Raw genomic sequence first — 23,851 nt, forward strand, 5'->3', positions numbered from 1 at the left:
GGCCCGCCGAAACGGGCTCCTTCCCAGAGCCCATCACGACCAAGAGAACATTTCGAGACAAAGAACGGCGGCAACGAGAATGCGGCTGCGCGCACTGCTGGACACCGACGCGCTGGGCCTCAAGCTGCTCGGCGGCGAGGACGAGCTGGACCGCGCCGTCCGGGGCGTCATGACCACCGACCTCCGGGATCCCAGCCGCTATCTGTCGGGCGGGGAACTGGTGCTGACGGGCCTGGCCTGGCGCCGGGACGCCGCCGACTCCGAACCGTTCGTACGGATCCTGGTGCAGGCCGGCGTGGCCGCCCTCGCCGCCGGCGAGGCCGAGCTGGGCGATGTGCCGGAGGACCTGGTGGTGGCGTGCGCGCGGCACCGGCTGCCGCTGTTCGCCGTGAACGAGTCGGTGGCGTTCGCGACCATCACCGAGCACGTCGTCCGGCAGGTCTCCGGCGAGCGCGCCGGGGACCTCGCGGCCGTCGTGGACCGGCACCGCCGGATGATGACCTCGGGACCGGCGGGCGGCGGCCCCGACGTGGTCCTGGACCTGCTCGGCTCCGACCTGGACCTGCGGGCCTGGGTGCTCTCCCCCACCGGCCGCCCGATAGCGGGCCCGAAGGCCGCCGGTTCGGCACTGCCCGCCGACGTCTGCGCGAAGCTCGCCGGGGAGCATCTCGCCGCCACCCGCGCGGGCCGGCGCGCCCCGCACCGGGTGGCCCTGGGCGGGACGACCTACAGCCTCTTCCCGGTGCGCAGCACGGGGCACCGCCCGGCGGCGGCCGGGAACGGACGGACGCCGCAGCCCGCGCGGGACGTGCGCGAGACGGTGCTGTCCGACTGGCTGCTGGCCGTGGAGGCGGACGCCGGCGACTGGGCCGAGGAACGGCTCGACCTGCTGTACGGCGTCACCCAGCTGATCGCCGTCGAGCGGGACCGGCGGGACGCGGCGCGCACGGTGCGGCGCCGGCTCGCCCAGGAGGTGCTGGAGCTGGTGCAGACGGGCGCGGCCCCGGCCGAGATCGCGGCCCGGCTGCGGGTGGCGGCGCCGGTGCTGCTGCCCGGCCTCGGCGCGGCCCCGCACTGGCAGGTCGTCGTGGCCCGCGTCGAGTGGGAGGACGGCGCGGACGACGGGGACCGGACCGGCCCGGTCGCCCAGGCACTGCTGGAGGAGATCCTCGTCGACCCGCTCTCCACGGGCCCGGAGCACTCCGACCGCATCGCCGTCGCGCACGCCGGCGGCGAGGCCATCGCGCTCGTGCCGCTCCCGGCGGTCTCCAGCGAGCACGACGGCTCCGAGGCCGGGATCCTCGCCGACGCGCTGCTGGAGTCCGTACGGGACCCGCTGACGGCCGGCCTGGACGGCGACGGACGGGTCACGCTCGGCGTCAGCGCCGCCGTGCACTCGGCGGAGGGGCTGCGCGGCGCGCTGGAGGAGGCCCGGCACGCCCGGCGCGTGGCCGCCGCCCGTCCGGGCCGGGTCTGCGCGGCCGGCCACCAGGAGCTGGCCTCGCACGTGCTGCTGCTGCCCTTCGTCCCCGACGACGTCCGCCGCGCCTTCACCGCCCGCCTGCTGGACCCGCTGCGCGACTACGACCGCCGCCACCGCGCCGAGCTGATCCCGACCCTGGAGGCGTTCCTCGACTGCGACGGCTCCTGGACACGCTGCGCGACCCGGCTCCACCTGCATGTCAACACACTGCGCTACCGGGTGGGAAGGATCGAGCAGTTGACGGGCCGTGACCTCTCACGCCTGGAGGACAAGCTGGATTTCTTCCTGGCCCTGCGCATGAGCTGAAACCGGTCCCACGACTTTGTCACCACCGCGGCCGCGAACGGCCGATCATGCGATCGGCTACTCGCACCTCGTCGCGCTCCCGACTGCCCCCTACGACAGGACGGTCACGGGTCGCATCCACCCTCTCCCTGGGGTTCAGGGGGAGGGTGCGGGTGCGGTGACAAGCACCCACGCCGAGCGTGCGCGGTCGCGCACGTTGACCCCGGCGACGACATCGGCGGGGCCCGCGAGCCCGCACCGACGACAGCGGAAACGGTCCCGGTCGGGCCGGTTGGCCCGCTCGGTGTGCCCGCAGCGCGGGCAGCGCTGCGACGTGCGGTGTGCGTCCACCTCGAGGAACGGCACTCCGGCACGCCTGGCTTTGTAGGCGAAGGCGACTGCCGCACGCACGACCGCAGCTCACCCGATGATCACCAGCGTCAGCGATCAACAGGACAAACGTTCCCATGCCCGACACCGCCGTCCAGGCTTGGACCCCGGGCGTCCGCATCCGACCCTTGTGAAATTTTTCACCCATCCCTCTTGGCCGGGCCGGGCGATCCGTGCTGAGATGCCGCCACCACTCGACAGCTCGATGGCGTGCTTGGGAGGGCGACGTGGCGCATTCCGCCATGGCTGGTTCTGGTTGGGGAACGACCGAAGGTGACGATCCGCTCCAGACCGCGGTATGGCGGCTGCGTTCGCGCGCCTGCTGGGCCGACGCCGCGGCCCTGCTGCAGCCGGTCACCGCGGCCACCGCGCTCCAGCGGGCCGCGCTGCTGGTGGAGCGGTGTCTGTACACCGAGCAGGGCTGGGAGGAGGCCGAGGACGCGCTGCGCACCGCCGAGGCGCTGGCCCACGGCGACGACGAACGCGGGGCCGCGGCCTGTGAACGCGGTCAGCTCGCCTACGCGGCCACGCTGCACGGGGTGCGCGACCGGGCCGACGAGGCGCGGGCGGCACTGGGCCGGGCGGCGGCGCTGATCGCTCCGGGGGCGCCGGGGCGGGCGCTGCTGGACTTCCGGCGGGGGCTGCTGGCGGAGAACGTGACGAGGTCGCCGCAGGCCGCCCGGGCGGCGTACCGGCGGGCCCATGCCGGGGCGACCGCGCACGGCGACCCGCTGCTGCTGTCGTTCACCTGGCGGCACCTGGCCGGGCTCGCCCTGCGGGACGGCGAGCTGGCCGAGGCGCGGCACGGCTTCGCCGAGTCCCTGCGCATCCGCGAGGAGCTGGGCTACCTGGTCGGTACGGCCCCCGCGCTGGCGTCGCTCGCCGACGCGGAGGCCGAGCCGGAGGCGTCGCGGCTGCGGGAGGAGGCGCGCCGGCTGTTCCGGCTGCTCGGCGGGGTGCCGACGTGGCTGGCGCGGCAGCTCGCCCCGCCGGCCGCGGGCGCGGCGACGGCCTGATGGCCTGACGGCCTCTCACGGGTACCTGCTCCAGCGCGGGGCCGTCCTGGACCAGGCCGCGTCCCACCCGGCGAGGTTGCGCCGTTGCAGCACCAGCCCGGCGATCCCGTACGCCGCCGCTCCGGCGAGGGCGACGGCGAGGAAGGCGAGGATCGCCCACCCCATGGTGCGGCTGCGGATCTGGTCGGTGGTCAGCGGGGGTTCGGTGATCGCTCCCTGTTCGTCGGCCCAGACGAGGACGGTGCTGTCCGCGGGCAGCCCGGGTTCGACGTCGGTCTTCCCCGTCCGGACGTCCCCGTCCGCGTCCGTGAAGCGGACCTCGACCGGGTACCGGGTCTTCTTCGCCTCGTCCGACCCGGGCTCCGGGTGGCGGGGGGCGTCGTGGACGAGGACCGCGGGGACGTGGTCCCTCGTCCGGGCCTGCCGCTCGGCGGTGTCGCGGTAGTGGTGGTAGGCGGCGTCACCGGCCGAGAACATGGCCGCGGGGGCCGCCGCCAGCACGGCGAGCACCAGTCCGAGGCCGATCCACGCCTGGAGCACGTCGGTACGCCGCCGCAGGGGGTTGCGCCGCCACCGCCACAGCAGGAGATGCGGGTGACGTCCGCGAGCCGGGGGCGGCTGCGCCCTGGGTATGTCGCCGGCCACGGTCTTCCTCCTTCCAGAACACGGAACCGACACCACCGGCCGCGCACCGGGCCGGGGGCCGACGTCCGGCGGGGCTGCGAAAAGGTCGTCGTCCGGGGCCGGGGACGGCCGCGCGAACGCCCGGGCATACGTGATCCGGGAGTCGGGGCGGCCGTGTGCGGGGCGTCTCGGCGGTCACGGGCTCCTCCTTCCTGGGCGGGGGCCACGAGGTCGGGGCGGTGGGGCCGGCACCCGGCCGCGGGAGGCCGGCCGGGTGCCGGTGCGGCGGCCGTACCGGCGAGGCCGCCGCCGGGGCCGCCCCTGGCGGGGACGGGGTCAGTACGGCCGCGGACCCGGCGGCGCGTCGTCCGCGGCCGTGGTCGAGGGGTGGGAGTGGGCGGCCTCCAGCAGCTTCGCGGCGCCGCGGACGGCGGCGGTGTGCGGCGCCGGCACCGTCCTGAGCGGCGCGTGCAGTCGGCCGGTGAGGTGGCGGGTGATCTCGGGGCGCAGGGCGCCTCCGCCGGCCAGCAGCGTTCCCCGGCCCAGGGCGTCGACGGTGAGGGACGTACGGTCCTGCCGCAGCATCGAGGTCACCATGTCGGCCACGGCCTCGCCGATCGCGGCCGGCGTGGCACCGTCCCCGAGGTCGCCGGTGCCCAGCGCGGTGCGGCGGGCGTCGAAGACGGCGCCGTCCACCAGGAGCACCACTTCGGTGAGATGGGCGCCGATGTCCAGCACGAGCAGCGGCCGGGACAGGTCGGCCCCCGCGGCCAGGGCGACGGCCCGGGCGCTGGGGACGGTCAGCACACTGCGCGGGCGCAGCACCTCCACGGCCGTACGGGCCTGGGTCCGGTAGGCGAACCCGTCCAGCACCGGCGCGGTCACCACGACCAGGGGCCGGGTCAGGCGGGGCAGCCGGTGGCCCAGCAGCCGTTCCAGCATCCGGGCGGTTCCCGGGGCGTCGACGATGGTGCCGCGCTGGATCGGGTACACCGCGCCCGCCCCCGGGAAGGTGACCGTGGGCACGTCGAGGATCAGGCCGCGGCCGGCGATCCAGGCCCGGGTGCGGGCGCTGCCCATGTCGAGGGCGACGCCGCTGCACTGCCGGCACAGCGGCCACGACCGGTGCCCGCCGGGGCCGGGGCGCGGGCGGGGACGGCGGATCACGGTCATCGTCCGGCCTCCCGGACCTGCTGGCAGCGGGCGCAGTAGCGGGCCTGCGGCACTATCGCCAGGCGTTCGCGGGCTATGGGCCGGCGGCACAGATGGCACAGGCCGTAGTCGCCCTCGGCCATGCGCCTCAGGGCCGCTTCCACGTCGGCCAGCACCATGCGCGCGGAGGCCGCGAGCTTCACCCGGACCTCGGCCCGCGCGGCGGACGGCCGCCGGCCCGGGCCGCCGGAGCAGGGGGCGTCCGCGGCGGCGATCTGCCGCAGCTGCTCCTCGCGGAACAACCGCTGCTCGTGCAGGTTCTCCTTGAGTGCGGCGAGGTCGTCGGGCGTCAGGCGCAGGTCCTCGGGCGCCGGACGCGTGTCGTGGTCGCCGATGATCTGTTTGTTCACCACTAACCCCTTGGACAGGGCGGGAGACGAAGGCTCGACGGACGGGTGCTCAGGCGGCGGCGCGGCGCTGGCAGGCGACGCAGTACCGCGTGTAGGGCAGGATCTCCAGACGTTCCGCCGGGACCGGCTTGGCGCACCCGAGGCAGGTGCCGTAGGTGCCGCCGTCGATGCGGGCGAACGCCTCGTCGATCTCCTTGAGCACCCGCTCGATCGCCGCTTTCTGCGCGGACATCAGCTGGTCGTCCCCGCTCTTGCCGGTCTCGTCGAGGGCCTGCAGCTGGGTCATCCGGGTGTTGCGCGCGTGTTCGAGGCGCTGACGGGCCTCGTGGGCGGTCAGCCGCTCGGGGCGGGGTTCGGTGCGGGAGGCGTCGAGCGACACGATGGGTTCCTTCCTCGGGGCGGCCTGGTCACCCTCCACGTTCGTCGGCCGGGCGCCGGAAACCCATCGGGCGCAGGCCCCATTTGCCGGGGGCCGGAGTATCCACACCGCCCCCGGACGGCGGCGGCGCCATGGGTGTGCCGCGCCGCGGAAATGGGGGTCGGACCCCATCGACCCGGCGCGGCGGAAAGGGCAGGCTGGTCGGCGGGCTCGGTCGTTCCACAGGGCCGCAGCTCCGCCCGGGGTGCGCGATGAACGACAGTGGAGGCCAACCGCGTCGCATGTCGCACGTCGCACAAGGAGGCGTACCCCCGGTGTCCCTGTTCTGGCGGATCTTCGGGCTCAACGCGGTGGTGCTGGGCACGGCCACGGCACTGCTGTTGTGGGCCCCGGTGACCGTCTCGGTGCCGGTCCTGCTGACCGAGGCCGTGATCCTGGTGGGCGGCCTGGCCGTCATGCTGGTCGCCAACGGCGCCCTGCTGCGCTGGGGCCTGTCCCCGCTGGACCGGCTGACGAAGCTGATGACCACCGTCGACCTGCTGCGCCCGGGACAGCGGCTGCCGGTGCCCGGCGGCGGCGAGGTCGCCGAGCTGATCCGCACCTTCAACGCCATGCTCGACCGGCTGGAGCACGAGCGGGCCACCAGCAGCGCCCGCGTGCTGCTCGCCCAGGAGGCGGAGCGGCGCCGCATCGCCCAGGAGCTGCACGACGAGGTCGGGCAGAGCATGACCGCGATCCTGCTGGTGCTGGGGCGGGCCGCCGACGAGGCCGGCGGGCCGCTGCGCGACGAGCTGCACCAGGCGCAGGAGATCACCCGGGAGAGCCTGGACGAGGTCCGCCGCCTGGTGCGCCGGCTGCGGCCCGGGGTCCTGGACGACCTCGGCCTGATCAGCGCGCTGACCTCGCTCACCCACGACTTCGCCACCCACACCGGGCTGCATGTGCGGCGCCGCTTCGACCCCGACCTGCCCGCTCTCGAACCCGAGACCGAGCTGGTCCTGTACCGCGTGGCACAGGAGGGTCTGACCAACGCGGCCCGGCACGCCGACGCCGAGCGGGTCGAGGTGAGCCTGCGCCGCGCCGACGGTGCGGTGGTGCTCACCATCGAGGACGACGGCCGCGGCATCGAGGCGGCCCGCGAGGGCGCCGGCATCCGCGGCATGCGCGAACGGGCCCTGCTGATCGGGGCCGCCCTCGACATCACCTCGGCACCCGGCGCCGGCACCCGGATCCGGCTCACCACACCCGTCCCCAGGAAGCAGCCCTGACGATGCCCGACTCGACCCGGCCCGACCGGCCCCTGCCCGACCTGACCCTGCCCGATCCGGCCTCCCCCGCCCCTTCCCCGGACGGACCGCCACGCTCCGAGCGGCCGGGATCCGCCCCGGCCAGGATCCGCATCCTGCTCGCCGACGACCACGCGCTCGTACGCCGCGGAGTGCGCCTCATCCTGGACCGCGAGCCCGATCTGGAAGTCGTCGCCGAGGCCGGCGACGGCGCCGAGGCCATCGACATGGCCCGCGCCCACGCCGTCGACCTCGCGGTGCTGGACATCGCGATGCCCCGCCTGACCGGACTGCAGGCCACCCGCGAGCTGGCCGCGCTCAAGCCGGGCCTGCGCATCCTGATGCTGACGATGCACGACAACGAGCAGTACCTGTTCCAGGCGCTGAAGGCGGGGGCCTGCGGATACGTCCTGAAGTCGGTGGCCGACCGGGACCTGGTGGCCGCCTGCCGGGCCGCGATGCGCGACGAGCCCTTCCTGTACCCGGGCGCGGTCACCGCCCTCATCCGCAACTACCTCGACCGGGTACGGCACGGCGAGGAGGCCGCCGACCACATCCTCACGCCGCGCGAGGAGGAGGTCCTCAAGCTGGTCGCGGAGGGCCACTCCTCCAAGGAGATCGCCGAGATCCTGTTCATCAGCATCAAGACGGTCCAGCGGCACCGGGCCAACCTCCTGCACAAACTCGGCCTGCGCGACCGCCTCGAACTGACCCGCTACGCCATCCGGGCCGGGCTCATCGAGCCCTGACCCCGTCCGGTCCCCTCGACCGCCCGGGGTCTCCGGCCGCCGCTCCCCGGCCGGGGACCCCGGGCCCACGGCCCACCCTCCCCCGCCCACCGCGTCCGAGCCTCCGCCACGAAAGGGACGGTGCATGCGCCCCGCACCCCGCACCGCCCCCACCCGAGGTCACCGTCTCGCGGTGACGCTCACGGCGCTGCTGGCCGTCCTGCTCATCCTCGTCCCGGCGTCGTCCGCCGAGGCCCGCGTCGCGCCCGCCGGGGCGGCACCGGTCCGGGCGGCCACGACCGTCCCCCACCCGGAGTCCGGCCACCACGCCGACGACACCTGTGCCACCGTCTGCGCCGCCCAGGCCAGGGCCCGGCACGACCACCTCGGCGAGCGCCCGGCGCCGCCGGACCACCTCACCACCTCCCCGCGCGGCACGGACGCCGCCCCGGCCGCCCACGGGCGCACCCCGGCGGCGTCGGGTCCTGCGGCGCCGTCCCCCGGCCGCACGAGCCACGACCGCGGGCGGGCACCTCCCGCACCCTCCGGCACCTGAATCCCGATCCCTTCCTCTCCCTTCCTTCTTCACGTCGCGGCCGCGCGGGCCGCCGCCGCGGCGTGCCTGCCGGAGGTCCCTGGTGAAGTCGAAACCGAAGCCGAAACCGACGTCGAATCAGAAGTCGAAAACGAACGCGAAGCCGAACGCGAAACCCAATCGCCCCCTGCGCACCCGCGCGTTCCTCGCCCTGGCCGTGATCGCCGTGGCGCTGTACGTCGCCGTCACCGTGCCCGTCCGCCTGGGACTGGATCTGCGCGGCGGCACCCAGATCGTGCTGGAGACCCGCTCCACCCCCACCACCACCGCCGACCGCGCGGCCACCGACCGCACCGTGGAGGTGCTGCGCGGCCGCATCGACGCGCTCGGCGTCGCCGAGCCGACCATCGTCCGCTCGGGCAGCAACCGCATCGTCGTCGAGCTGCCGGGCGTCCAGGACCCGCAGCAGGCGGCCGACGTCCTGGGCCGTACCGCCCAGCTCACCGTACACGCCGTGCTGGGCACCGCGGACCGCGCGGAGTCCGGGGATGGCGGCGCCGGGGAACGGGTCCTGCCGGACGAGTCCGGTCAGCCGCTGCGCCTGAAGGCGGCCGAGCTGACCGGTCAGGACGTCAAGGGCGCCGACGCCCGGTTCGACCAGCAGAGCGGCGCCGGATGGCACGTCACCGTCGACTTCAAGGACGGGGGCCGCGACCGGTGGGCGCGGGTGACCGGCGAGGCCGCCTGTCATCCCGCCGGCGACCCGAAGCGCCGGGTCGCCATCGTGCTCGACGACAAGATCATCTCCTCGCCGCAGGTCGATCCGTCGGTGGCGTGCAAGGCGGGCATCGCCGGCGGCTCCACGCAGATCACCGGTTCCTTCGACGACGCCGAGGCCCGGGAGCTGGCGCTGCTCGTCAAGGGCGGTGCGCTGCCCGTGCCGGTGGAGACCGTCGAGCAGCGCACCATCGGCGCCACGCTGGGCGAGCGGGCCATCTCGGCCGGCGCCTGGGCCGCCGTCATCGGCACCGCGCTGACCGCGCTGTTCATCATCGTGGTCTACCGGCTGATGGGCGCCCTGGCGACCGTCGCCCTGCTCTGCTACGGCCTCATCTCGTACGCCGCGCTGGCCGCGCTCGGCGCGACGCTGACGCTGCCCGGACTCGCCGGGTTCGTCCTGGCCATCGGCATGGCCGTGGACGCCAACGTCCTGGTGTTCGAACGCGCCCGCGAGGAACACGCCGCGCGCAGCCGCCCCAGTCCGCGTTCGGCGCTCACGGCCGGGTTCCGCAGCGCGTTCAGCGCGATCGCCGACTCCAACATCACCACGCTGATCGCCGCCGCCCTGTTGTTCTTCCTCGCCTCCGGGCCGGTGCGCGGCTTCGGCGTCACCCTCGGCATCGGCGTCCTCGCCTCCATGATCAGCGCCCTGGTCATCACCCGGGTGCTGGCCGACTTCGCCGCGAGCCGCCCGTCGGTCTTCCGCCGGCCCGGCATCACCGGCATCGCGACCACCGGCCCCGTCCGCGACCGTCTGCTGCGCCGCGACCCCTTCCTGATGCGCCACCCGCGCCGCTGGCTGGCCGCCTCCCTCGCCGTCCTGGCCCTGGCCGCCTCCGGCATCGTGGTCCGCGGCCTGGACTTCGGCATCGAGTTCACCGGCGGGCGGCTCATCGAGTACTCCACGACCGCCCCCGTCGACGCCGAACGGGCCCGCACGGCCCTGGCGGACGCGGGCCTCCCGCGCGCCGTCGTGCAGACCTCCGGCGACACCGGCCTGACCGTGCGCACGGAGGAGCTGACCGACGCGCAGGCGGCCGCGGTCGAGAAGACCGTCGGCGGTCTGGGCGGCGGGGCGGAGAAGGTCCGCGACGAGCTGATCGGCCCCAGTCTGGGCGAGGAACTGCGCCGGGACGCCCTCATCGCCCTCGGGCTGGCCCTCGGCGCCCAGCTGCTGTATCTCGCCGCACGCTTCCGCCTGCGGTTCGGCACGGCCGCGGTCGGTGCGCTCGCCCATGACGTGGTGATCCTCGTCGGGGTGTTCGCCTGGCTGGGCAAGCCCGTCGACGGGGTGTTCCTCGCCGCGCTCCTCACCGTCATCGGCTACTCGGTCAACGACTCGGTGGTCCTCTTCGACCGGATCAGGGAACTGCTGGGGCGCGACCGGAAGACACCGATGCCCCGGCTCACGAACCGGGCGATCCTGCAGACCCTGCCGCGCACGGTCAACACGGGCATGGGCGCGGTCCTCATCCTCGCCACCCTGGCCGTGCTCGCCGAGGACTCGCTCACCGACTTCGCCCTCGCCCTGCTGATCGGCCTGGCGGTCGGCACCTACTCGTCGGTGTTCACCGCCGCCCCGCTCGTCGTCGAGCTGAGCGGCCGCGACGCCGGACCCCGGTCCCGGGGCCGGGGCCGGGGCCGGGCGGGCCGCAAGGCGGCGCCCCCGGCGACACCGGCCGCACCGCGCCAGGAGCGCCAGGAAGGGCAGGAGCGGCAGGAACGCCAGCAGGCGCCGTAGGCGCACGGCGGGCGGCTCCCCGGGAAGGCGGCGTCCTCAGAGGGCTTCCGCTCCGGTGAAGTGCTCCCCCACCAGGGTCCGCACCACGTCCAGGTCGCCGGCGATCAGCGCGTCCAGCAGCGCCGTGTGCTCGTGCGCGTCGGCGACCAGGTCGGCCCGTCCCCGTGCCGCGGGGGCGCCGGCCGGCGGCCACTGCGCGCGGCGGTGCAGGTCGTCCGCGACGCGGACGACCTGGTCGTTGCCGGAGAGCGCGAGCACCGCGCGGTGGAAGGCGCGGTCGGACTCGGCGTAGGTCGCCCGGCAGCCGGAGGACGCGGCCCGGACGGTGGCCTCGGCGAGGGGGCGCAGCCGGGCCCAGCGATCGGCGGGCACCGTGCGGGCCAGCCGCAGCAGCACCGGGACCTCGATCAGGGCCCGCACCTCGGCGAGTTCGGCCAGTTCCCGCGCGCCGCGCTCGACGACGCGGAACCCCCGGTTCGGGACGACCTCGACGGCGCCCTCCAGGGCGAGCTGCTGCATGGCCTCCCGCACGGGCGTGGCCGAGACCCCGAACCGCTCGCCGAGCGCGGGCGCCGAGTAGACCTCGCCGGGCCGCAGCTCGCCGGCCATCAGGGCGGTGCGCAGGGCGTCGACGATCTGGCCCCGCACGGAGGACCGCTGGACCAGGGGGCCGGGCCGCGGAGGGGCCGGTTCGGAGTGCGTGTGCTCGCCGCGCGCGGCCGGGGCGGCGTCCGCCGGGGCGCGCCGGCCGCGGTCCACGTCCGCGGCACCGGGCTGGACCGGCACCCGGACCTGTCCGGGCGCCGGGCTCCCTCCGGTCCCCGTTCCGGCGGAGCCCTGCGTGCCGTGCTTCACGGGGTCCTCCCGGGGACGTGTCGGTACTTGAGGTCATTACGGCGGGTTGTCGTAGGGCCGTCAAGCACCATAAGCGCACCGGCCGTCAGTTCAAATCCCGAGGATCTTGGGTAAGGTAAGGCTTACCTTCAAGCAGTTGGTCGTCCCGACGTGGATCGGTGGTCCCCGCATGCCTGTCTCCCGCTCGGCCGTGGCGGACTCCTACGCGCGCCTGTCCGAGGTGCTTCCGGGGCTCGGCGTCACGGAGCTCGGCGCCGGGGACGAGGTCCCCGACGGCGGCGGCTGGGTGGCCGCGGCCACGCTGGCACAGGGCGGGGCCGGGCTGGAGTCCTTCCTGGCCTGGGACGACGCCCAGGTGGTCCGCGACTACGGACAGAAGGCCCGGCCGGACGTGGTCGCGAGCTTCGGACTGCACCGCTACGCCTGGCCGGCCTGCCTGCTGGTCACCGTGCCGTGGTTCCTGCACCGCAGAGTGCCCCGCTACCCCGTGGCGAACGTCGCGTACGACCGCACCGCCGCGGACCTGCCGCTCGGCCGCATGGCCGCGCGGCCGGAGGGATTCGCCTGCCTGCCCGGCGACCCGGCCGCCGCCCTGCCCGGCGCCCGCGTGGTCGCCGGCGAGGAGGAGCTGCGGGCGGAGGTGCGGGCCGCGGTCGCCGAGCACCTGGAGCCGGTACTGGCGGGCTTCGGGCCGCGCATGCGGCGGCGCGGACGCGCCCTGTGGGGGATGGCGACCGACGAGGTCGTCGAGGGCCTGTGGTACGTCGCCCATCTGCTCGGCGAGCAGGAGCGCGCGCGGCACGAGCTGGAGCTGCTGCTGCCGGGCGCCACCCGGCCCTACGTCGGCACGGCCGCCTTCCGGGAGCTGAAGGGGCCGGACGGCCGGCCGCTGCACACCCGGGACCGGGCGAGCTGCTGCATGTTCTACACCCTGCGCCCCGAGGACACCTGCGCCACCTGCCCGCGCACCTGCGACGCGGACCGCATCGACAAACTTCTCGCCACGGCCGGCTGACACCTCGCCGGCGCAAGGTTCTGATTCGAACTCAACTTCCGTCTGCCACACGGGCGTTCGAGAAGAACCGCGCCCTGGGCGCCCCCTTGCAGTCCCTTGGCGGCCTCTTGCCCCGAAACCCCCTGAGCCCCGGCGGGTTTGGGCCACGATGGCGGGCGTTACGCCCTATCCCACTGCAAGGGACCCCCAGATGAGACTGACCGACATATCGCTGAACTGGCTGCTTCCGGGCGCCGTACTGCTCCTGGGCATGCTGGCGGCGGTGGCGGTGCTCGCGCGCGGCAGGCGATCCTCGGGGAAGGACGCGAGCGCGGACGACTCGTGGGAGCGTGCCGAGGAGCGCCGCAGGCGCAAGGAGGCCGTCTACGGCACCGTTTCCTATGTCCTCCTCTTCTGCTGTGCCGCGGTCGCCGCGGCGCTCTCCTTCCACGGTCTGGTCGGCTTCGGCGAGCAGAACCTCGGCCTGAGCGGCGGCTGGCAGTACCTGGTCCCGTTCGGCCTGGACGGGGCGGCGATGTTCTGCTCCGTGCTCGCGGTGCGCGAGGCCAGCCACGGTGACGCCGCGCTCGGCTCCCGGATACTCGTGTGGACCTTCGCGTTCGCGGCCGCCTGGTTCAACTGGGTGCACGCGCCCCGGGGCGTCGGTCACGCGGGTGCCCCCCACTTCTTCGCGGGCATGTCCGTGTCGGCCGCGGTGCTCTTCGACCGGGCGCTGAAGCAGACCCGCCGGGCCGCCCTGCGCGAGCAGGGCCTGGTGCCGCGCCCGCTGCCGCAGATCCGCATCGTCCGCTGGCTGCGGGCACCGCGCGAGACGTACCGCGCCTGGTCGCTGATGCTGCTGGAGGGGGTGCGCAGCCTCGACGAGGCGGTCGAGGAGGTGCGCGAGGACAAGCGCCAGAAGGACGAGGCCCGGCAGCGCAGGCGCGAACAGGAGCGCATGGAGCGGGCGCAGCTGAAGGCGATCAGCCGCGGCCACCGGGGCTTCGCCGGCCGCGGCGGCCGGCAGGTGGAGGTCGAGGTGCAGGCCGTGGAGCGGGGCGCGGACCGCGCGGCCGCGGAGCCTGCCATATCCCCCCAGGAGCCGTTGCCCGTACGCCACCGTCCCTCCCTGCAGGCAGTCCGGAGCGGGTCTGACCCGGTCACCGTCGACCTCACCGCGGAGGACGACACCCAGGCCCTGCCCCGGCTGGACTCCCTGGAGCGCAAGCTCAAGGACCTGGAGCAGCAGTTCGGCTAGGCCGGCCCGCCGTGGGCGGCGGCCGGCGCGAGCCGTGCGGACGAGGGGCGTGACCGGCCGGTCGCGCCCCTCGGCACGTCACGCCGCCTCGGCGTCCAGCTCGAACCAGACCGACTTGCCCACCCCGTGCGCCCGCACGCCCCACGCGTCCGCGAGGGACTGCACCAGCAGCAGGCCCCGGCCGTCCGTGCTCTCGCCGGGGTCGGGGACCCGCGGCCGGGGCATCCGGCCGACGAAGTCCCGCACCTCCACCCGCAGCCCGCGCGGGCCGACGGTGGCCGTCAGGACCGCGTCGTCGTCGGTGTGCACGAGCGCGTTGGTGACCAGCTCGCTGGTGAGCAGTTCCGCGATCTCCGACCGTCCGGGCCTGCCCCACTGCCGCAGCAGCTCGCGCAGCGCCCGGCGGGCCTCGGGCACCGCGCGCAGGTCCGCCCGCCCGAGTCTGCGCCTGAGCCGGGGCGCGGCCCGCCTCTCCGTGTCCCCCGTCCGCGTGCCGATGTCGCTCCCCTTCCCCTCGAACACGTTCACGGGAATCCTTGCCCGTGCGGACCCCGGGCAGTCATGCCGAATCCCCGACGGCCGGGTGTTCGGCCACGCGGAGGGGCGATGTGGCCGGATCCCGCCGGGAGCACGGCCGCCCGCGTCACGGTCGCGGGACGTTGCGCAGGTTGGACCGGGCCATCTGCAGCATGCGGCCGACCCCTCCGTCCAGGACGATCTTCGAGGCGGACAGGGCGAAGCCGGTCACCATCTCGGCGCTGATCTTCGGCGGGATGGAGAGGGCGTTGGGGTCGGTGACGACGTCGACCAGGGCCGGGCCCTTGTGCTTGAAGGCGGACTTCAGCGCCCCGGCGAGCTCCTTGGGCTTCTCCACCCGCACCCCGTGGGCGCCGCACGCCCGGGCGACGGCGGCGAAGTCGGGGTTGGTGTTGGCCGTGCCGTGCGAGGGCAGGCCGGCGACCAGCATCTCCAACTCGACCATGCTGAGGGAGGAGTTGTTGAACAGGACGACCTTCACCGGCAGGTCGTACTGGACGAGGGTGAGGAAGTCGCCCATCAGCATGGAGAATCCGCCGTCGCCGGACATGGAGACGACCTGCCGGTGCCGGTCGGTGAACTGCGCGCCGATCGCCATCGGCAGCGCGTTCGCCATCGACCCGTGCGAGAAGGAACCGATGATGCGGCGGCGCCCGTTGGGCGAGATGTAGCGGGCGGCCCAGACGTTGCACATCCCGGTGTCGACGGTGAAGACCGCGTCGTCGTCGGCCATCTCGTCGAGCACGGCGGCGACGTACTCGGGGTGGATCGGGACGTGCTTGTCGACCTTGCGGGTGTAGGCCTTGACCACGCCCTCCAGGGCGTCGGCGTGCTTCTTCAGCATCCGGTCGAGGAACTTGCGGTCCTTCTTCTCCTTCACGCGCGGGATCAGACAGCGCAGGGTCTCCCGCGCGTCGCCCCACACCGCCAGGTCCAGCTTGGAGCGCCGGCCCAGGTTCTCGGGCCGGACGTCGATCTGGGCGATCTTCACGTCGTCGGGCAGGAAGGCGTTGTACGGGAAGTCCGTGCCGAGCAGGATCAGCAGGTCGCACTCGTGGGTGGCCTCGTAGGCGGCGCCGTAGCCGAGCAGGCCGCTCATGCCGACGTCGAACGGGTTGTCGTACTGGATCCACTCCTTGCCGCGCAGGGCGTGCCCCACGGGGGACTTGACCTTCTGCGCGAACTCCATGACCTCGGCGTGCGCACCCGCCGTGCCGCTGCCGCAGAACAGGGTGACCTTGCCGGCGGCGTCGATCAGCTTCACCAGCTTGTCGATCTCCTCGTCGCCGGGGCGGACCGTCGGCCGGGAGGTGACGAGGGCGGTCTCGGCGGCCTTCTCGGGGGCGGGCTGGTCGGCGATGTCGCCGGGCAGGGAGACGACGCTGACACCGGATCGGCCGATCGCGTTCTGGATGGCGGTGTCGAGCAGCCGGGGCATCTGCTTGGGGCTGGAGATCAGCTCGCTGTAGTGGCTGCACTCGCGGAAGAGCTGGTCCGGATGGGTCTCCTGGAAGTAGCCGAGGCCGATCTCGCTGGAGGGGATGTGCGAGGCGAGGGCGAGGACGGGGGCCATGGAGCGGTGGGCGTCGTAGAGCCCGTTGATGAGGTGCAGGTTGCCGGGGCCGCAGGAGCCGGCGCACGCGGTGAGCTTCCCGGTGATCTGGGCCTCCGCGCCGGCCGCGAAGGCGGCGGTCTCCTCGTGCCGCACGTGCACCCAGTCGATGCCCTTGTGGCGGCGCACGGCGTCCACGACCGGGTTGAGGCTGTCGCCGACGACGCCGTACAGGCGCTCGACTCCGGCGCGGACGAGGATGTCGACGAACAGTTCGGCGACGTTCTGTTTGGCCATGGTTCTCGCGTGCCCCTTCGGTCTCCCGTGCTCCCTGGCATTCCCTGCCCTCCATGGAGGCACAGCGAGCGCCGTCACGCCTCCCAAACGGCGGCGGCCGTGCGGTCGTCGGCGTAGCCCTTGACCCGGACCCGGGTGTCGGCGAGGAACGCGGCGAGGCCCGGCGGGGTGGGGCCGGACCACCGGCGGGCGAGGAGTCCGCCCAGTTCGGGCTCGCCGGCCAGCGGCTCGGCCAGGCCCGCGGTGCACATCAGGAGCACATCACCCGGGCGGGCGACGGAGGCGCGGAAACGGAAGGGCCTCGGGGGTGGTCCTGGGGAGGCGTCCTCGTAGGGGCCGGGCGGTGTGGTGATGCCCAGGTCCATGGTGAGCCGGTCGCCCTCGGGCGTCCCGGAGGACTGCGAGCCGAAGCCGACGACCGGCTCGCCGGTGACGTCCCCGGCCCGTGGCTCGATGTCCTGCCAGGCGCCGTCCCGCAACCGGAACAGCCCGCCCTCGCCGGCGCCGAAGAACACGCGCGTACGGCACCGGGGATCGGCGGGCAGCAGCAGGCAGCGCAGGGTGGCGGCGTACTCGTCCGGGTCGAGGCCCTGCTCGGCGGCACGGGCCCGGAGCTTGCCGAGGCTGCGGTCGGTCAGGCGGTGCAGACCGGACTTCAGGTCGCCGCGCCGGGCGGCCCGCAGGTCCTCCACGAGGCGGGCCCGGCTGCGGCCGACGGCCCGGCCGATCCACTGGCAGGCCTCGGCGGCGGCCCGGTGCGCCCCGGGCGTGCCGCGGGTACCGGTCGCCATAGCCACCAGGATCAGCGCCTGCTCCCCCGCGCCGAAGCGGGCGGTGAGCAGCGCGTCGCGGCGCGGGTCGCCGCGGTAGCGCGCGGAGTCCCCGCGCACGGAGACGGCCCGCAGCGTGCAGGCCCCGTACCGGGCGCCGTCCAGCACGGTGTCCGCGACCAGCTCGTCGAGCCCGTCGGGGTCGGCGGCCGGCAGCGCGGTGGGTTCGGGATCGTAGGTGGGCGGTCCGGAGCCGACGTGATCGGGCGCCGACTCGACGTCGGCGAAGTCCACGGGGACGTCGCTGACGTCCGGGACCGTTGCGGGGCCGGGGCCGTCGACCGGGCCGCCTTCGGCCCCTCGCGGAGCCGGAACGAGCCGTCCTGGGACCTCCGGGGCGGCCGGGGCGCCCGGGCCGGCCGGGGCCGCCGGGGGGTCGCCGAAGCCCGCCTCCGACGACGCCTCGACCGCGCTCGGGGGTTCGCCCCCGGGTGCGGCCGGGGGCTGCGGGGGCGGGGGCGGAGGCGGGTCCGCAGGTATCCGGGGCCCGGCGGGCGGCCACGGCCCGCCGCCCTGCCCCGTGCCGTCGTACGAATCGGGCTCCGCCGTCCGCGGGATCCTCGGGCCGGGCGGGAAGGTCACCGGCCCGCTCGGTGCACCGGCCGGCGGCTCCCAGGGTGCACGCCCCGCAGACGGACCAGCACGTCCAGGCCCAGCCCCGGCACCGCCGACCCGGCCCGAAGGGCTCCCGCCGCCCGCGCGGCCCGCAGGATCCCCGCCGGCACGCCCCGCAGTGGGCCCTGCATCGACACGGCCCGGCACGACTCCCCTACCGCCGGCCTGATCCGGTGGGGCACCCACACCACCGGCACCGCCCGGAGCGGCGCCTCCGCCGTTACGGTCCCGTACGGAGCCCGTGCCATCGACACGGCCCGGACCGGCACCTCCACCAGCACGGCCCGGACCGGCCCCCGTGCCGCTGGCCTGATCCGGTAGGGCTCCCGTGCCACCGGCACCGTCCCGTACGGACCCCATGCCGTCGGCATCGCCCGGACCGGCACCTCCACCGACGCGGCCCGGTACGGCTCCCGTGTCCCCGGCCGCGTCCGGTGGGGCGCCCACGCCGTCGGTGCTGTCCGGAGCGGTGCTTCCGCCGGGACGGTCCCGGGTCGGCCCCTTGCCGTCGGTGCGGGCCGGTGCGGCGTCTTCGCCTGCGCGGGGCGGAGGGACGGTGGGATTCGCCGGGCCGGTGGGCGTCACGGGGGCCGGCGGGTCCGTCCGAGGGGCGTCGGGGGGCGCTCCGGAGGCCGCCGGAGGCGTCGGTGTCCGCCAGGGGGGCCGGTCGGTGGTCGGTGGTGGTTGCCGTTCGTCCCAGGTTCCCGGAGCCGGGCCCGGTGGGCCCTCCACCGCCTGCGTCGCCGAGGCGAACCGGTCCTCCAGGGAATCCGGCGCGGTCGTGGGGCCCGTGTCGCCGGTGGAGTCGTCGTACAGCCTGCCCCACCATTCGTCCTCATGGCCGGTGGGCCTTCCCCCCTGCTGGCTCATGCCCCCAATTGTCCACCGCACAGGGCCCGGTGAAACGGCGCATCCGGAAATTCCGGCGGTCCGCGGCGCACCGGACCGCGTGTCGGGTGAGGGGTCGAACAGCGATGCGCTGGAGGCCGCCGGACGGCCCCACCCCCCACGGGAGGACCGCCGGCGACGGTGACGCCACCTTGGCAGAGTGACCGGCGGTACGGCGATGATGTCCCGAGGCGGGTTTGCGCCGTGGCCGTTTTCCGCCACGGGGCGGCATCGCGAGGTCACGGGTCCGAGGGAGGGGCGGCACCTGATGCTGGGAGTGCTGGGGCTGGAGGAGACACACGAGTCGGCGTACCGGGCGTTGGTGTCCGTGGGCGCCGCCGACGTGCCCGATCTCGCACGGCGGCTGGCGCTCGGCGAGCAGGACACCGAGCGGGCGCTGCGCCGGCTGGAGCAGAACGGCCTCGCGGCCCAGTCCCCGGCCCGTCCCGGCCGCTGGGTGGCCGCGCCGCCCGGGGTGGCCCTGGGCGCCCTGCTCACCCAGCAGCGGCACGAGCTGGAGAAGGCGGAGCTGGCGGCGGCGCTGCTGGCCGAGGAGTACCGGGCGGCGGTGGCCGAGCCCGCTGTGCACGACCTGGTCGAGGTGGTGATCGGCGCGGCGGCGGTCGCCCAGCGCTTCTTCCAGCTCCAGCTGGGCGCGAGCGAGGAGGTGTGCGCGCTGGTCACCGGCAACCCGGTCGCCGTCACCGGCATGGAGAACGACGCGGAGGAGCAGGCCACCGGCCGCGGCGTCCGCTACCGGGTGGTGGTCGAGCGGTCGGTGCTCGACCTGCCCACCGGCATCACCGAGCTGACCGCCGCGCTCGGCCGCGACGAGCAGGTACGGGTGGTGGACCGGGTGCCGACCAAGCTGGTGGTCGCCGACCGCTCCCTCGCCCTGGTGCCCCTCACCGCGCACTCCGCGGAGCCCGCCGCGCTGGTCGTGCACGCCAGCGGCCTGCTGGAACTGCTCTCGGGCCTGTTCGAGTCGGTGTGGCGCAACGCGCTGCCACTGCGGCTGGGCGTCTCGGGGGTGACCGAGCAGGACCCCGACGGCCCGGACGGCACCGACCTGGAGATCCTCTCCCTGCTGCTGGCCGGCCTGACCGACGCGAGCGTCGCCAAGCAGCTCGACCTGGGTCTGCGGACCGTACAGCGCCGGGTGAAGCGCCTGATGGAGCTGACCGGGGTGACGACCCGGCTGCAGCTCGGCTGGCACGCGTACGAGCGGGGCTGGGTGGCCCGCCGGCGGTGAGGCGTCCGGCCGCCCCCTCGGGCACTCTGGACAGATGGGAGCGTGGGACCTCCTGCTGACCGGCCTGGTCATCCTGCTGGGGCTGTGCGGCGTCCTGCTGCCCGGTGTGCCCGGCTCGTGGCTGGTGTGGGCCGGGGTGCTGTGGTGGGCCCTGAAGGATCCGCAGCCGCTCGCCTGGGCCGTGCTGGTGGGCGCCACGGTGGTGCTGCTCCTCTCCCAGGCGGTGCGCTGGACATTGCCGCCCCGGCGCATGCGCGCGGACGACGCCGACCGCCGTCTCACGGCGTACGCGGGTGCCGGGGCCTTCCTCGGTTTCGTCCTGGTCCCGGTGCTCGGGGCGATACCCGGCTTCATGGGGGGCATCTACCTGGCCGAGCGGTCACGGCTCGGCCGGCACGGCGAGGCGATGGCGGCGCTGAGGACGGCCATGCGCTCGGGCGGCTCCAGCACGCTGACGGAGCTGTTCGCCTGCCTGCTGATCACGGGCGCGTGGCTGGGCGCGGTGTTCGTCGGCTAGTGCCCCGTTTTTGACGTGCCGTCACGGCCGGCACCGGAATGGTTGTACGCCTCACGTTGCACTTTCGTTCCACTTCTGTACCGCTTCGTATGCCGTAAAGAAATCTTGTTGACATGTAAAGGACACGTGTAAGGATCGCGGAGTAATCCCTGGATCTTGCAGGGCCGTACCGCGGCCCGCGATCCGTTCCTCATGACCAACTGGAGGACCCACGTGGCCAAAAGCTCCGGCCTGAACACGCGTCGCACGCTGGCACGTGTCACGGCTGCGGCGCTCACCGCCGCTCTGGTGGCGACCGGCACGTCCGCCGCCGTCGCCGCCGACGCGCCCGGACGTTCCGCCTCGCAGGCCCCCGTCGACGTGAAGCCGTCGGGCGCCTCGAAGTTCGGCACCGGCGCCGAGTTCGACGAGTACGCCCCGGTCAACGCGCTGTACGGCAAGGACGGCAACGGCGAGCTGTGGGGGTACATCCCCAACTTCGAGGGCGGCCTGGACCAGGATCGCATCTGGTCCGGCTCCGGCTGGGACGACGCGCGCTTCATCACGCAGGTCGACCACGACGACGACGGCAGCTCGGACGGCATCTGGGACGTCACCGGCAGCACGCTGTCCTACACCTCGTGGGGCACCGACTACCAGCTGACCGTCGGCAAGGGCTGGAACATCTACAACCGCCTGCTCTCGGCCGGCGACCTCGGCGGCGCCGGCGCCGACGACCTGATCGCCCGGGACGGCTCCGGTGTGCTGTGGCTGTACCTCGGCTACGGCAACGGCAAGCTGACCCAGCGCTACAAGGTCGGCGCCGGGTGGAACATCTACACCCACATCGCCGGCCAGGGCGACCTCACCGGTGACGGCAAGGACGACATCGTCGCCAAGGACAGCTCGGGCGTGCTGTGGCTCTACAAGGGCACCGGCAACTACAAGGCGCCGTTCACGTCCCGCAGCCGTATCGGCGGCGGCTGGAACACCTACAACAACCTGGTCTCCGTCGGCGACATCGACATCGACGGCATCACCGACCTGGTCGCCCGTGACAAGACGGGCGCGCTGTACCTGTACAAGGGCACCGGCAACGCCACAGCCCCCTTCAAGTCCCGCGTGAAGATCGGCAGCGGCGGCTGGAACACGTACAGCATCCTGTTCTGACCGGGACGCACCGCCTTCCCCGAAGGCACCGCGGCGGGCCGCTCTCCTGTGGAGGGCGGCCCGTTCCGCTGTCCGGACTAGCAGGCGGCGCCCGGCACCGCGCCCTCCAGCGCGAGCAGCGCGGTCTTGCGTTCCAGGCCGCCCGCGTACCCCGTCAGGGAACCGTCGGCGCCGATCACCCGGTGGCACGGGCGGACGACGAGCAGCGGGTTGGCGCCGATCGCGCCGCCGACGGCCCGTACGGCGGCGCGGGAGGCGCCGATGCGGGCGGCGATCTCCCCGTACGTCGTGGTCGCCCCGTAGGGGACGGAGTCCAGCGCGGCCCACACCCGCTCCCGGAACGCGGTGCCCTCGGCGCGCAAGGGCAGCCGGAACTCGCGCAGTTCCCCGGCGAAGTAGGCGGCGAGCTGCGCGGCGGCCTCGCGGAACGGGCCGGTGTCGGCCCGCCAGCCGGCCTGGACGGTCCGGCCGCCCTTCTGGCCGGGCACGGACAGGGAGGTCAGGGAGCCGGACGGGTCGGCGGTGAGGAGCAGCCGGCCGACGGGGCTGTCGATCTCGGTCCAGTAGGTCGTGGTGCCGGCGGTCGCCGGGGTCGCGGTGGTCGCGGTGGTCATCGGTTCTCCAACTCCCCTGCTGTGCGCAGGTGCTGCAGTGCGTAGGAGCGCCAGGGGCGCCAGGTGTCGGGCAGGTCCGCGCCGGGCGGGGCGACGTCCGGGTCGCCGAGGGCGCGGGTGCGGACGGCGGCGGCGGTACGGGCGTCCAGGCCGGGCAGGCCGAGCAGCGCCCGCTGCGCGTCGTCGCGGTCGGCCCCGGGGTCCAGGCGTACGGCGCCGTCGGCGAGGGCGGCGGTGAGCGCGCCCAGGGGGCCGCCGGGCTCGGCCCCGGCGAGGACGGCCGGTTCGGGAAAGAGGTGGGTGAGGCTGCCGCAGGGGGCGTCCAGTGCCTTGCCGTACCGCTGGACCAGCCGCTCGGCCTCCGCCCGCCCCACCAGCGCCCGCACGGCCAGCTCCTCGGGGTCCGCGGTGCCCGGCGAGCGCAGCCCGGGGCGGGCGGCGACCAGCGGGGCGAGCCGGGGGTCGGCACCGAGCCGTTCGTCGACGGCGTACGGGTCGGCGTCGAGGTCGAACAGGCGCCGCAGCCGCTGCACGGCGGTGGTCAGGTCGCGCAGGTCGGTGAGGTGCAGCCGGGCGTCGAGCCAGCCGCCGGTGCCGGTCCTCGGTGTTCCGGGCCGCTCGTCGACGGCGACGATGCCGGTGCCGTAGGGGAGGCGGAGGGTGCGCCGGTAGACGCGCCGGCCGGGCGTGCCGGCGACCTCCTCGACACCGGCGACGGCCTCCCGCTGGAGCAGGTCGAAGACGGGTCCTGCCTGGTAGGGGCCCCGGTGGGCGAGCCGCAGCGGGATCCCGGCGGACGGGGTGGGCGTCCGCCGGGAGGCCCGGCCGCCCGCCGGGGCGGCGGCGCGCAGCTCGCTGGGCGTGGCCGCGTACACGGCACGGATCGTGTCGTTGAACTGCCGGACGCTGGCGAATCCCGACGCGAACGCGATCTCGGTGACCGGCAGGCCGGTGGTCTGCAGCAGGATGCGGGCGGTGTGCGAGCGCTGGGCGCGGGCCAGGGCCACCGGCCCGGCACCCAGCTCGGCGGTGAGCTGGCGCTGCACCTGCCGGGCGCTGTAGCCGAGCCGGGTGGCGAGCCCGGCGACGCCCTCGCGGTCGACGACGCCGTCGCCGATCAGCCGCATGGCCCGGCCGACGACGTCCGCGCGCACGTTCCAGTCCGCGGACCCGGGCACGGCGTCCGGACGGCACCGCCGGCAGGCCCGGAAGCCGGAGCCCTGCGCGGCGGCGGCCGTCGCGAAGAAGCGCACGTTGCGGCGCTTCGGCGTGACCGCCGGGCAACTGGGCCGGCAGTAGATGCCGGTCGTCTCGACGGCGAAGAAGAACGCCCCGTCGAACCGGGCGTCCCGGCTCCGCACGGCCTCGTACCTGCTGTCCTCGTCCATCACACCGCCCAGTCTGCCCCGCCCCGCACCACAGCACTGGCGGAAATCGGACACGACACCCCGCCACCGCTCCCGATGCCCGGCCCCCGGCACCGACCCCCGCCCCGAGCCCGGTGGCCCGACCGAAGGCCGGAGGCCGCGACCGTGACCGGTGCCCGCGACCGGTGGCCGCCGAATGGCGACCGGGACCGGAGGCCAGAGGCCGGGAAACCCCCACCGGGCCGCCAGGCGGGCCGGCGAGACGCCGACGGCGGTGACCGGCGGCCGGGCACAGTGGCCCGTGGACAGGACCGGCC

General features: G+C 74.8%; 22 protein-coding genes. 11 read left to right on the top strand and 11 right to left on the bottom strand.

Annotated features, from left to right (window positions below; all coding sequences use genetic code 11):
* Positions 1 to 79: 79 nt before the first annotated feature.
* Positions 80 to 1,789 carry a PucR family transcriptional regulator gene (locus H0H10_RS01210; protein WP_188178896.1) on the top strand — a complete coding sequence of 570 codons (1,710 nt, stop codon included), beginning with the start codon at positions 80 to 82 and terminating at the stop codon, positions 1,787 to 1,789.
* Positions 1,790 to 1,924: 135 nt separating this feature from the next.
* Here H0H10_RS01210 and H0H10_RS01215 read toward each other — a convergent pair whose 3' ends face one another.
* Positions 1,925 to 2,179, bottom strand: coding sequence for a zinc ribbon domain-containing protein (locus H0H10_RS01215; protein WP_309141701.1), 255 nt, complete (start codon positions 2,177 to 2,179; stop codon positions 1,925 to 1,927).
* A gap of 206 nt (positions 2,180 to 2,385) precedes the next feature.
* On the opposite strand from H0H10_RS01215, the gene H0H10_RS01220 reads away from it, so the two are divergent.
* Complete coding sequence (locus tag H0H10_RS01220) at positions 2,386 to 3,174, top strand: hypothetical protein (protein WP_188178897.1); 789 nt, start codon at positions 2,386 to 2,388, stop codon at positions 3,172 to 3,174.
* 15 nt (positions 3,175 to 3,189) lie between these two features.
* Here the strand turns inward: H0H10_RS01220 and H0H10_RS01225 are convergent, their stop codons facing one another.
* From H0H10_RS01225 to H0H10_RS01240, 4 genes are all read right to left on the bottom strand, one after another.
* On the bottom strand, positions 3,190 to 3,819 hold the full coding sequence (locus tag H0H10_RS01225) for an Rv1733c family protein (RefSeq protein ID WP_188178898.1): 630 nt from the start codon (positions 3,817 to 3,819) through the stop codon (positions 3,190 to 3,192).
* Positions 3,820 to 4,134: 315 nt separating this feature from the next.
* Entirely contained in the window at positions 4,135 to 4,971 is an 837-nt protein-coding gene (locus tag H0H10_RS01230; RefSeq protein WP_188178899.1) for a rod shape-determining protein, read from the bottom strand.
* Positions 4,968 to 5,360: a TraR/DksA family transcriptional regulator gene (locus tag H0H10_RS01235; protein ID WP_188178900.1), complete on the bottom strand. Its 393-nt coding sequence runs from the start codon at positions 5,358 to 5,360 to the stop codon at positions 4,968 to 4,970. Before H0H10_RS01235 ends, H0H10_RS01230 begins: the two co-directional genes overlap by 4 nt.
* Positions 5,361 to 5,409: 49 nt before the next feature.
* Positions 5,410 to 5,739, bottom strand: a complete 330-nt coding sequence (locus tag H0H10_RS01240) for a TraR/DksA C4-type zinc finger protein (RefSeq protein WP_188178901.1) — start codon at positions 5,737 to 5,739, stop codon at positions 5,410 to 5,412.
* Positions 5,740 to 6,053: 314 nt separating this feature from the next.
* On the opposite strand from H0H10_RS01240, the gene H0H10_RS01245 reads away from it, so the two are divergent.
* From H0H10_RS01245 to secD, 4 genes are all read left to right on the top strand, one after another.
* On the top strand, positions 6,054 to 7,007 hold the full coding sequence (locus tag H0H10_RS01245; RefSeq protein WP_188178902.1) for a HAMP domain-containing sensor histidine kinase: 954 nt from the start codon (positions 6,054 to 6,056) through the stop codon (positions 7,005 to 7,007).
* A 41-nt stretch (positions 7,008 to 7,048) separates the two neighbouring features.
* Positions 7,049 to 7,774 carry a response regulator gene (locus H0H10_RS01250; protein ID WP_373566781.1) on the top strand — a complete coding sequence of 242 codons (726 nt, stop codon included), beginning with the start codon at positions 7,049 to 7,051 and terminating at the stop codon, positions 7,772 to 7,774.
* A 124-nt stretch (positions 7,775 to 7,898) separates the two neighbouring features.
* Positions 7,899 to 8,309 carry a hypothetical protein gene (locus H0H10_RS01255; RefSeq protein ID WP_188178903.1) on the top strand — a complete coding sequence of 137 codons (411 nt, stop codon included), beginning with the start codon at positions 7,899 to 7,901 and terminating at the stop codon, positions 8,307 to 8,309.
* Positions 8,310 to 8,475: 166 nt separating this feature from the next.
* The gene (gene secD, locus H0H10_RS01260; protein WP_188178918.1) at positions 8,476 to 10,809 is read left to right on the top strand and encodes a protein translocase subunit SecD; all 2,334 of its coding nucleotides are present in this window, start codon (positions 8,476 to 8,478) and stop codon (positions 10,807 to 10,809) included.
* Between the two features lie 36 nt (positions 10,810 to 10,845).
* Here the strand turns inward: secD and H0H10_RS01265 are convergent, their stop codons facing one another.
* The gene (locus H0H10_RS01265) at positions 10,846 to 11,664 is read right to left on the bottom strand and encodes a GntR family transcriptional regulator (protein WP_188178904.1); all 819 of its coding nucleotides are present in this window, start codon (positions 11,662 to 11,664) and stop codon (positions 10,846 to 10,848) included.
* Positions 11,665 to 11,833: 169 nt separating this feature from the next.
* Here H0H10_RS01265 and H0H10_RS01270 point away from each other — a divergent pair, with 169 nt between their 5' ends.
* Positions 11,834 to 12,679 (top strand): (2Fe-2S)-binding protein, encoded by an 846-nt coding sequence (locus H0H10_RS01270; RefSeq protein WP_188178905.1) that lies wholly within the window; start codon positions 11,834 to 11,836, stop codon positions 12,677 to 12,679.
* 190 nt (positions 12,680 to 12,869) lie between these two features.
* Positions 12,870 to 13,916, top strand: coding sequence for a DUF2637 domain-containing protein (locus tag H0H10_RS01275; RefSeq protein ID WP_188178906.1), 1,047 nt, complete (start codon positions 12,870 to 12,872; stop codon positions 13,914 to 13,916).
* A 78-nt stretch (positions 13,917 to 13,994) separates the two neighbouring features.
* Here the strand turns inward: H0H10_RS01275 and H0H10_RS01280 are convergent, their stop codons facing one another.
* The 3 genes from H0H10_RS01280 to H0H10_RS01290 all read right to left on the bottom strand — a co-directional run bounded on the left by H0H10_RS01280 (position 13,995) and on the right by H0H10_RS01290 (position 17,933).
* Complete coding sequence (locus H0H10_RS01280) at positions 13,995 to 14,414, bottom strand: ATP-binding protein (protein ID WP_309141703.1); 420 nt, start codon at positions 14,412 to 14,414, stop codon at positions 13,995 to 13,997.
* A 145-nt stretch (positions 14,415 to 14,559) separates the two neighbouring features.
* Entirely contained in the window at positions 14,560 to 16,302 is a 1,743-nt protein-coding gene (locus H0H10_RS01285; protein WP_188178908.1) for a pyruvate dehydrogenase, read from the bottom strand.
* A 74-nt stretch (positions 16,303 to 16,376) separates the two neighbouring features.
* Complete coding sequence (locus H0H10_RS01290) at positions 16,377 to 17,933, bottom strand: protein phosphatase 2C domain-containing protein (protein WP_444875689.1); 1,557 nt, start codon at positions 17,931 to 17,933, stop codon at positions 16,377 to 16,379.
* A gap of 970 nt (positions 17,934 to 18,903) precedes the next feature.
* Between H0H10_RS01290 and H0H10_RS01295 the strand changes: the two genes are divergently transcribed.
* The 3 genes from H0H10_RS01295 to H0H10_RS01305 all read left to right on the top strand — a co-directional run bounded on the left by H0H10_RS01295 (position 18,904) and on the right by H0H10_RS01305 (position 21,553).
* Positions 18,904 to 19,887, top strand: a complete 984-nt coding sequence (locus tag H0H10_RS01295; RefSeq protein WP_188178910.1) for a helix-turn-helix domain-containing protein — start codon at positions 18,904 to 18,906, stop codon at positions 19,885 to 19,887.
* A 34-nt stretch (positions 19,888 to 19,921) separates the two neighbouring features.
* Positions 19,922 to 20,404 carry a DUF456 domain-containing protein gene (locus H0H10_RS01300; protein ID WP_188178911.1) on the top strand — a complete coding sequence of 161 codons (483 nt, stop codon included), beginning with the start codon at positions 19,922 to 19,924 and terminating at the stop codon, positions 20,402 to 20,404.
* A 213-nt stretch (positions 20,405 to 20,617) separates the two neighbouring features.
* Positions 20,618 to 21,553 (top strand): FG-GAP repeat domain-containing protein, encoded by a 936-nt coding sequence (locus tag H0H10_RS01305; RefSeq protein WP_309141702.1) that lies wholly within the window; start codon positions 20,618 to 20,620, stop codon positions 21,551 to 21,553.
* A 77-nt stretch (positions 21,554 to 21,630) separates the two neighbouring features.
* Here the strand turns inward: H0H10_RS01305 and H0H10_RS01310 are convergent, their stop codons facing one another.
* Positions 21,631 to 22,167, bottom strand: coding sequence for a methylated-DNA--[protein]-cysteine S-methyltransferase (locus H0H10_RS01310; protein ID WP_188178913.1), 537 nt, complete (start codon positions 22,165 to 22,167; stop codon positions 21,631 to 21,633).
* Complete coding sequence (locus tag H0H10_RS01315) at positions 22,164 to 23,555, bottom strand: DNA-3-methyladenine glycosylase 2 family protein (protein WP_223179222.1); 1,392 nt, start codon at positions 23,553 to 23,555, stop codon at positions 22,164 to 22,166. Before H0H10_RS01315 ends, H0H10_RS01310 begins: the two co-directional genes overlap by 4 nt.
* Between the last annotated feature and the right edge of the window lie 296 nt (positions 23,556 to 23,851).

The organism is Streptomyces griseicoloratus, assembly GCF_014534645.1.
GTDB classification, from domain to species: Bacteria; Actinomycetota; Actinomycetes; order Streptomycetales; family Streptomycetaceae; genus Streptomyces; species Streptomyces griseicoloratus.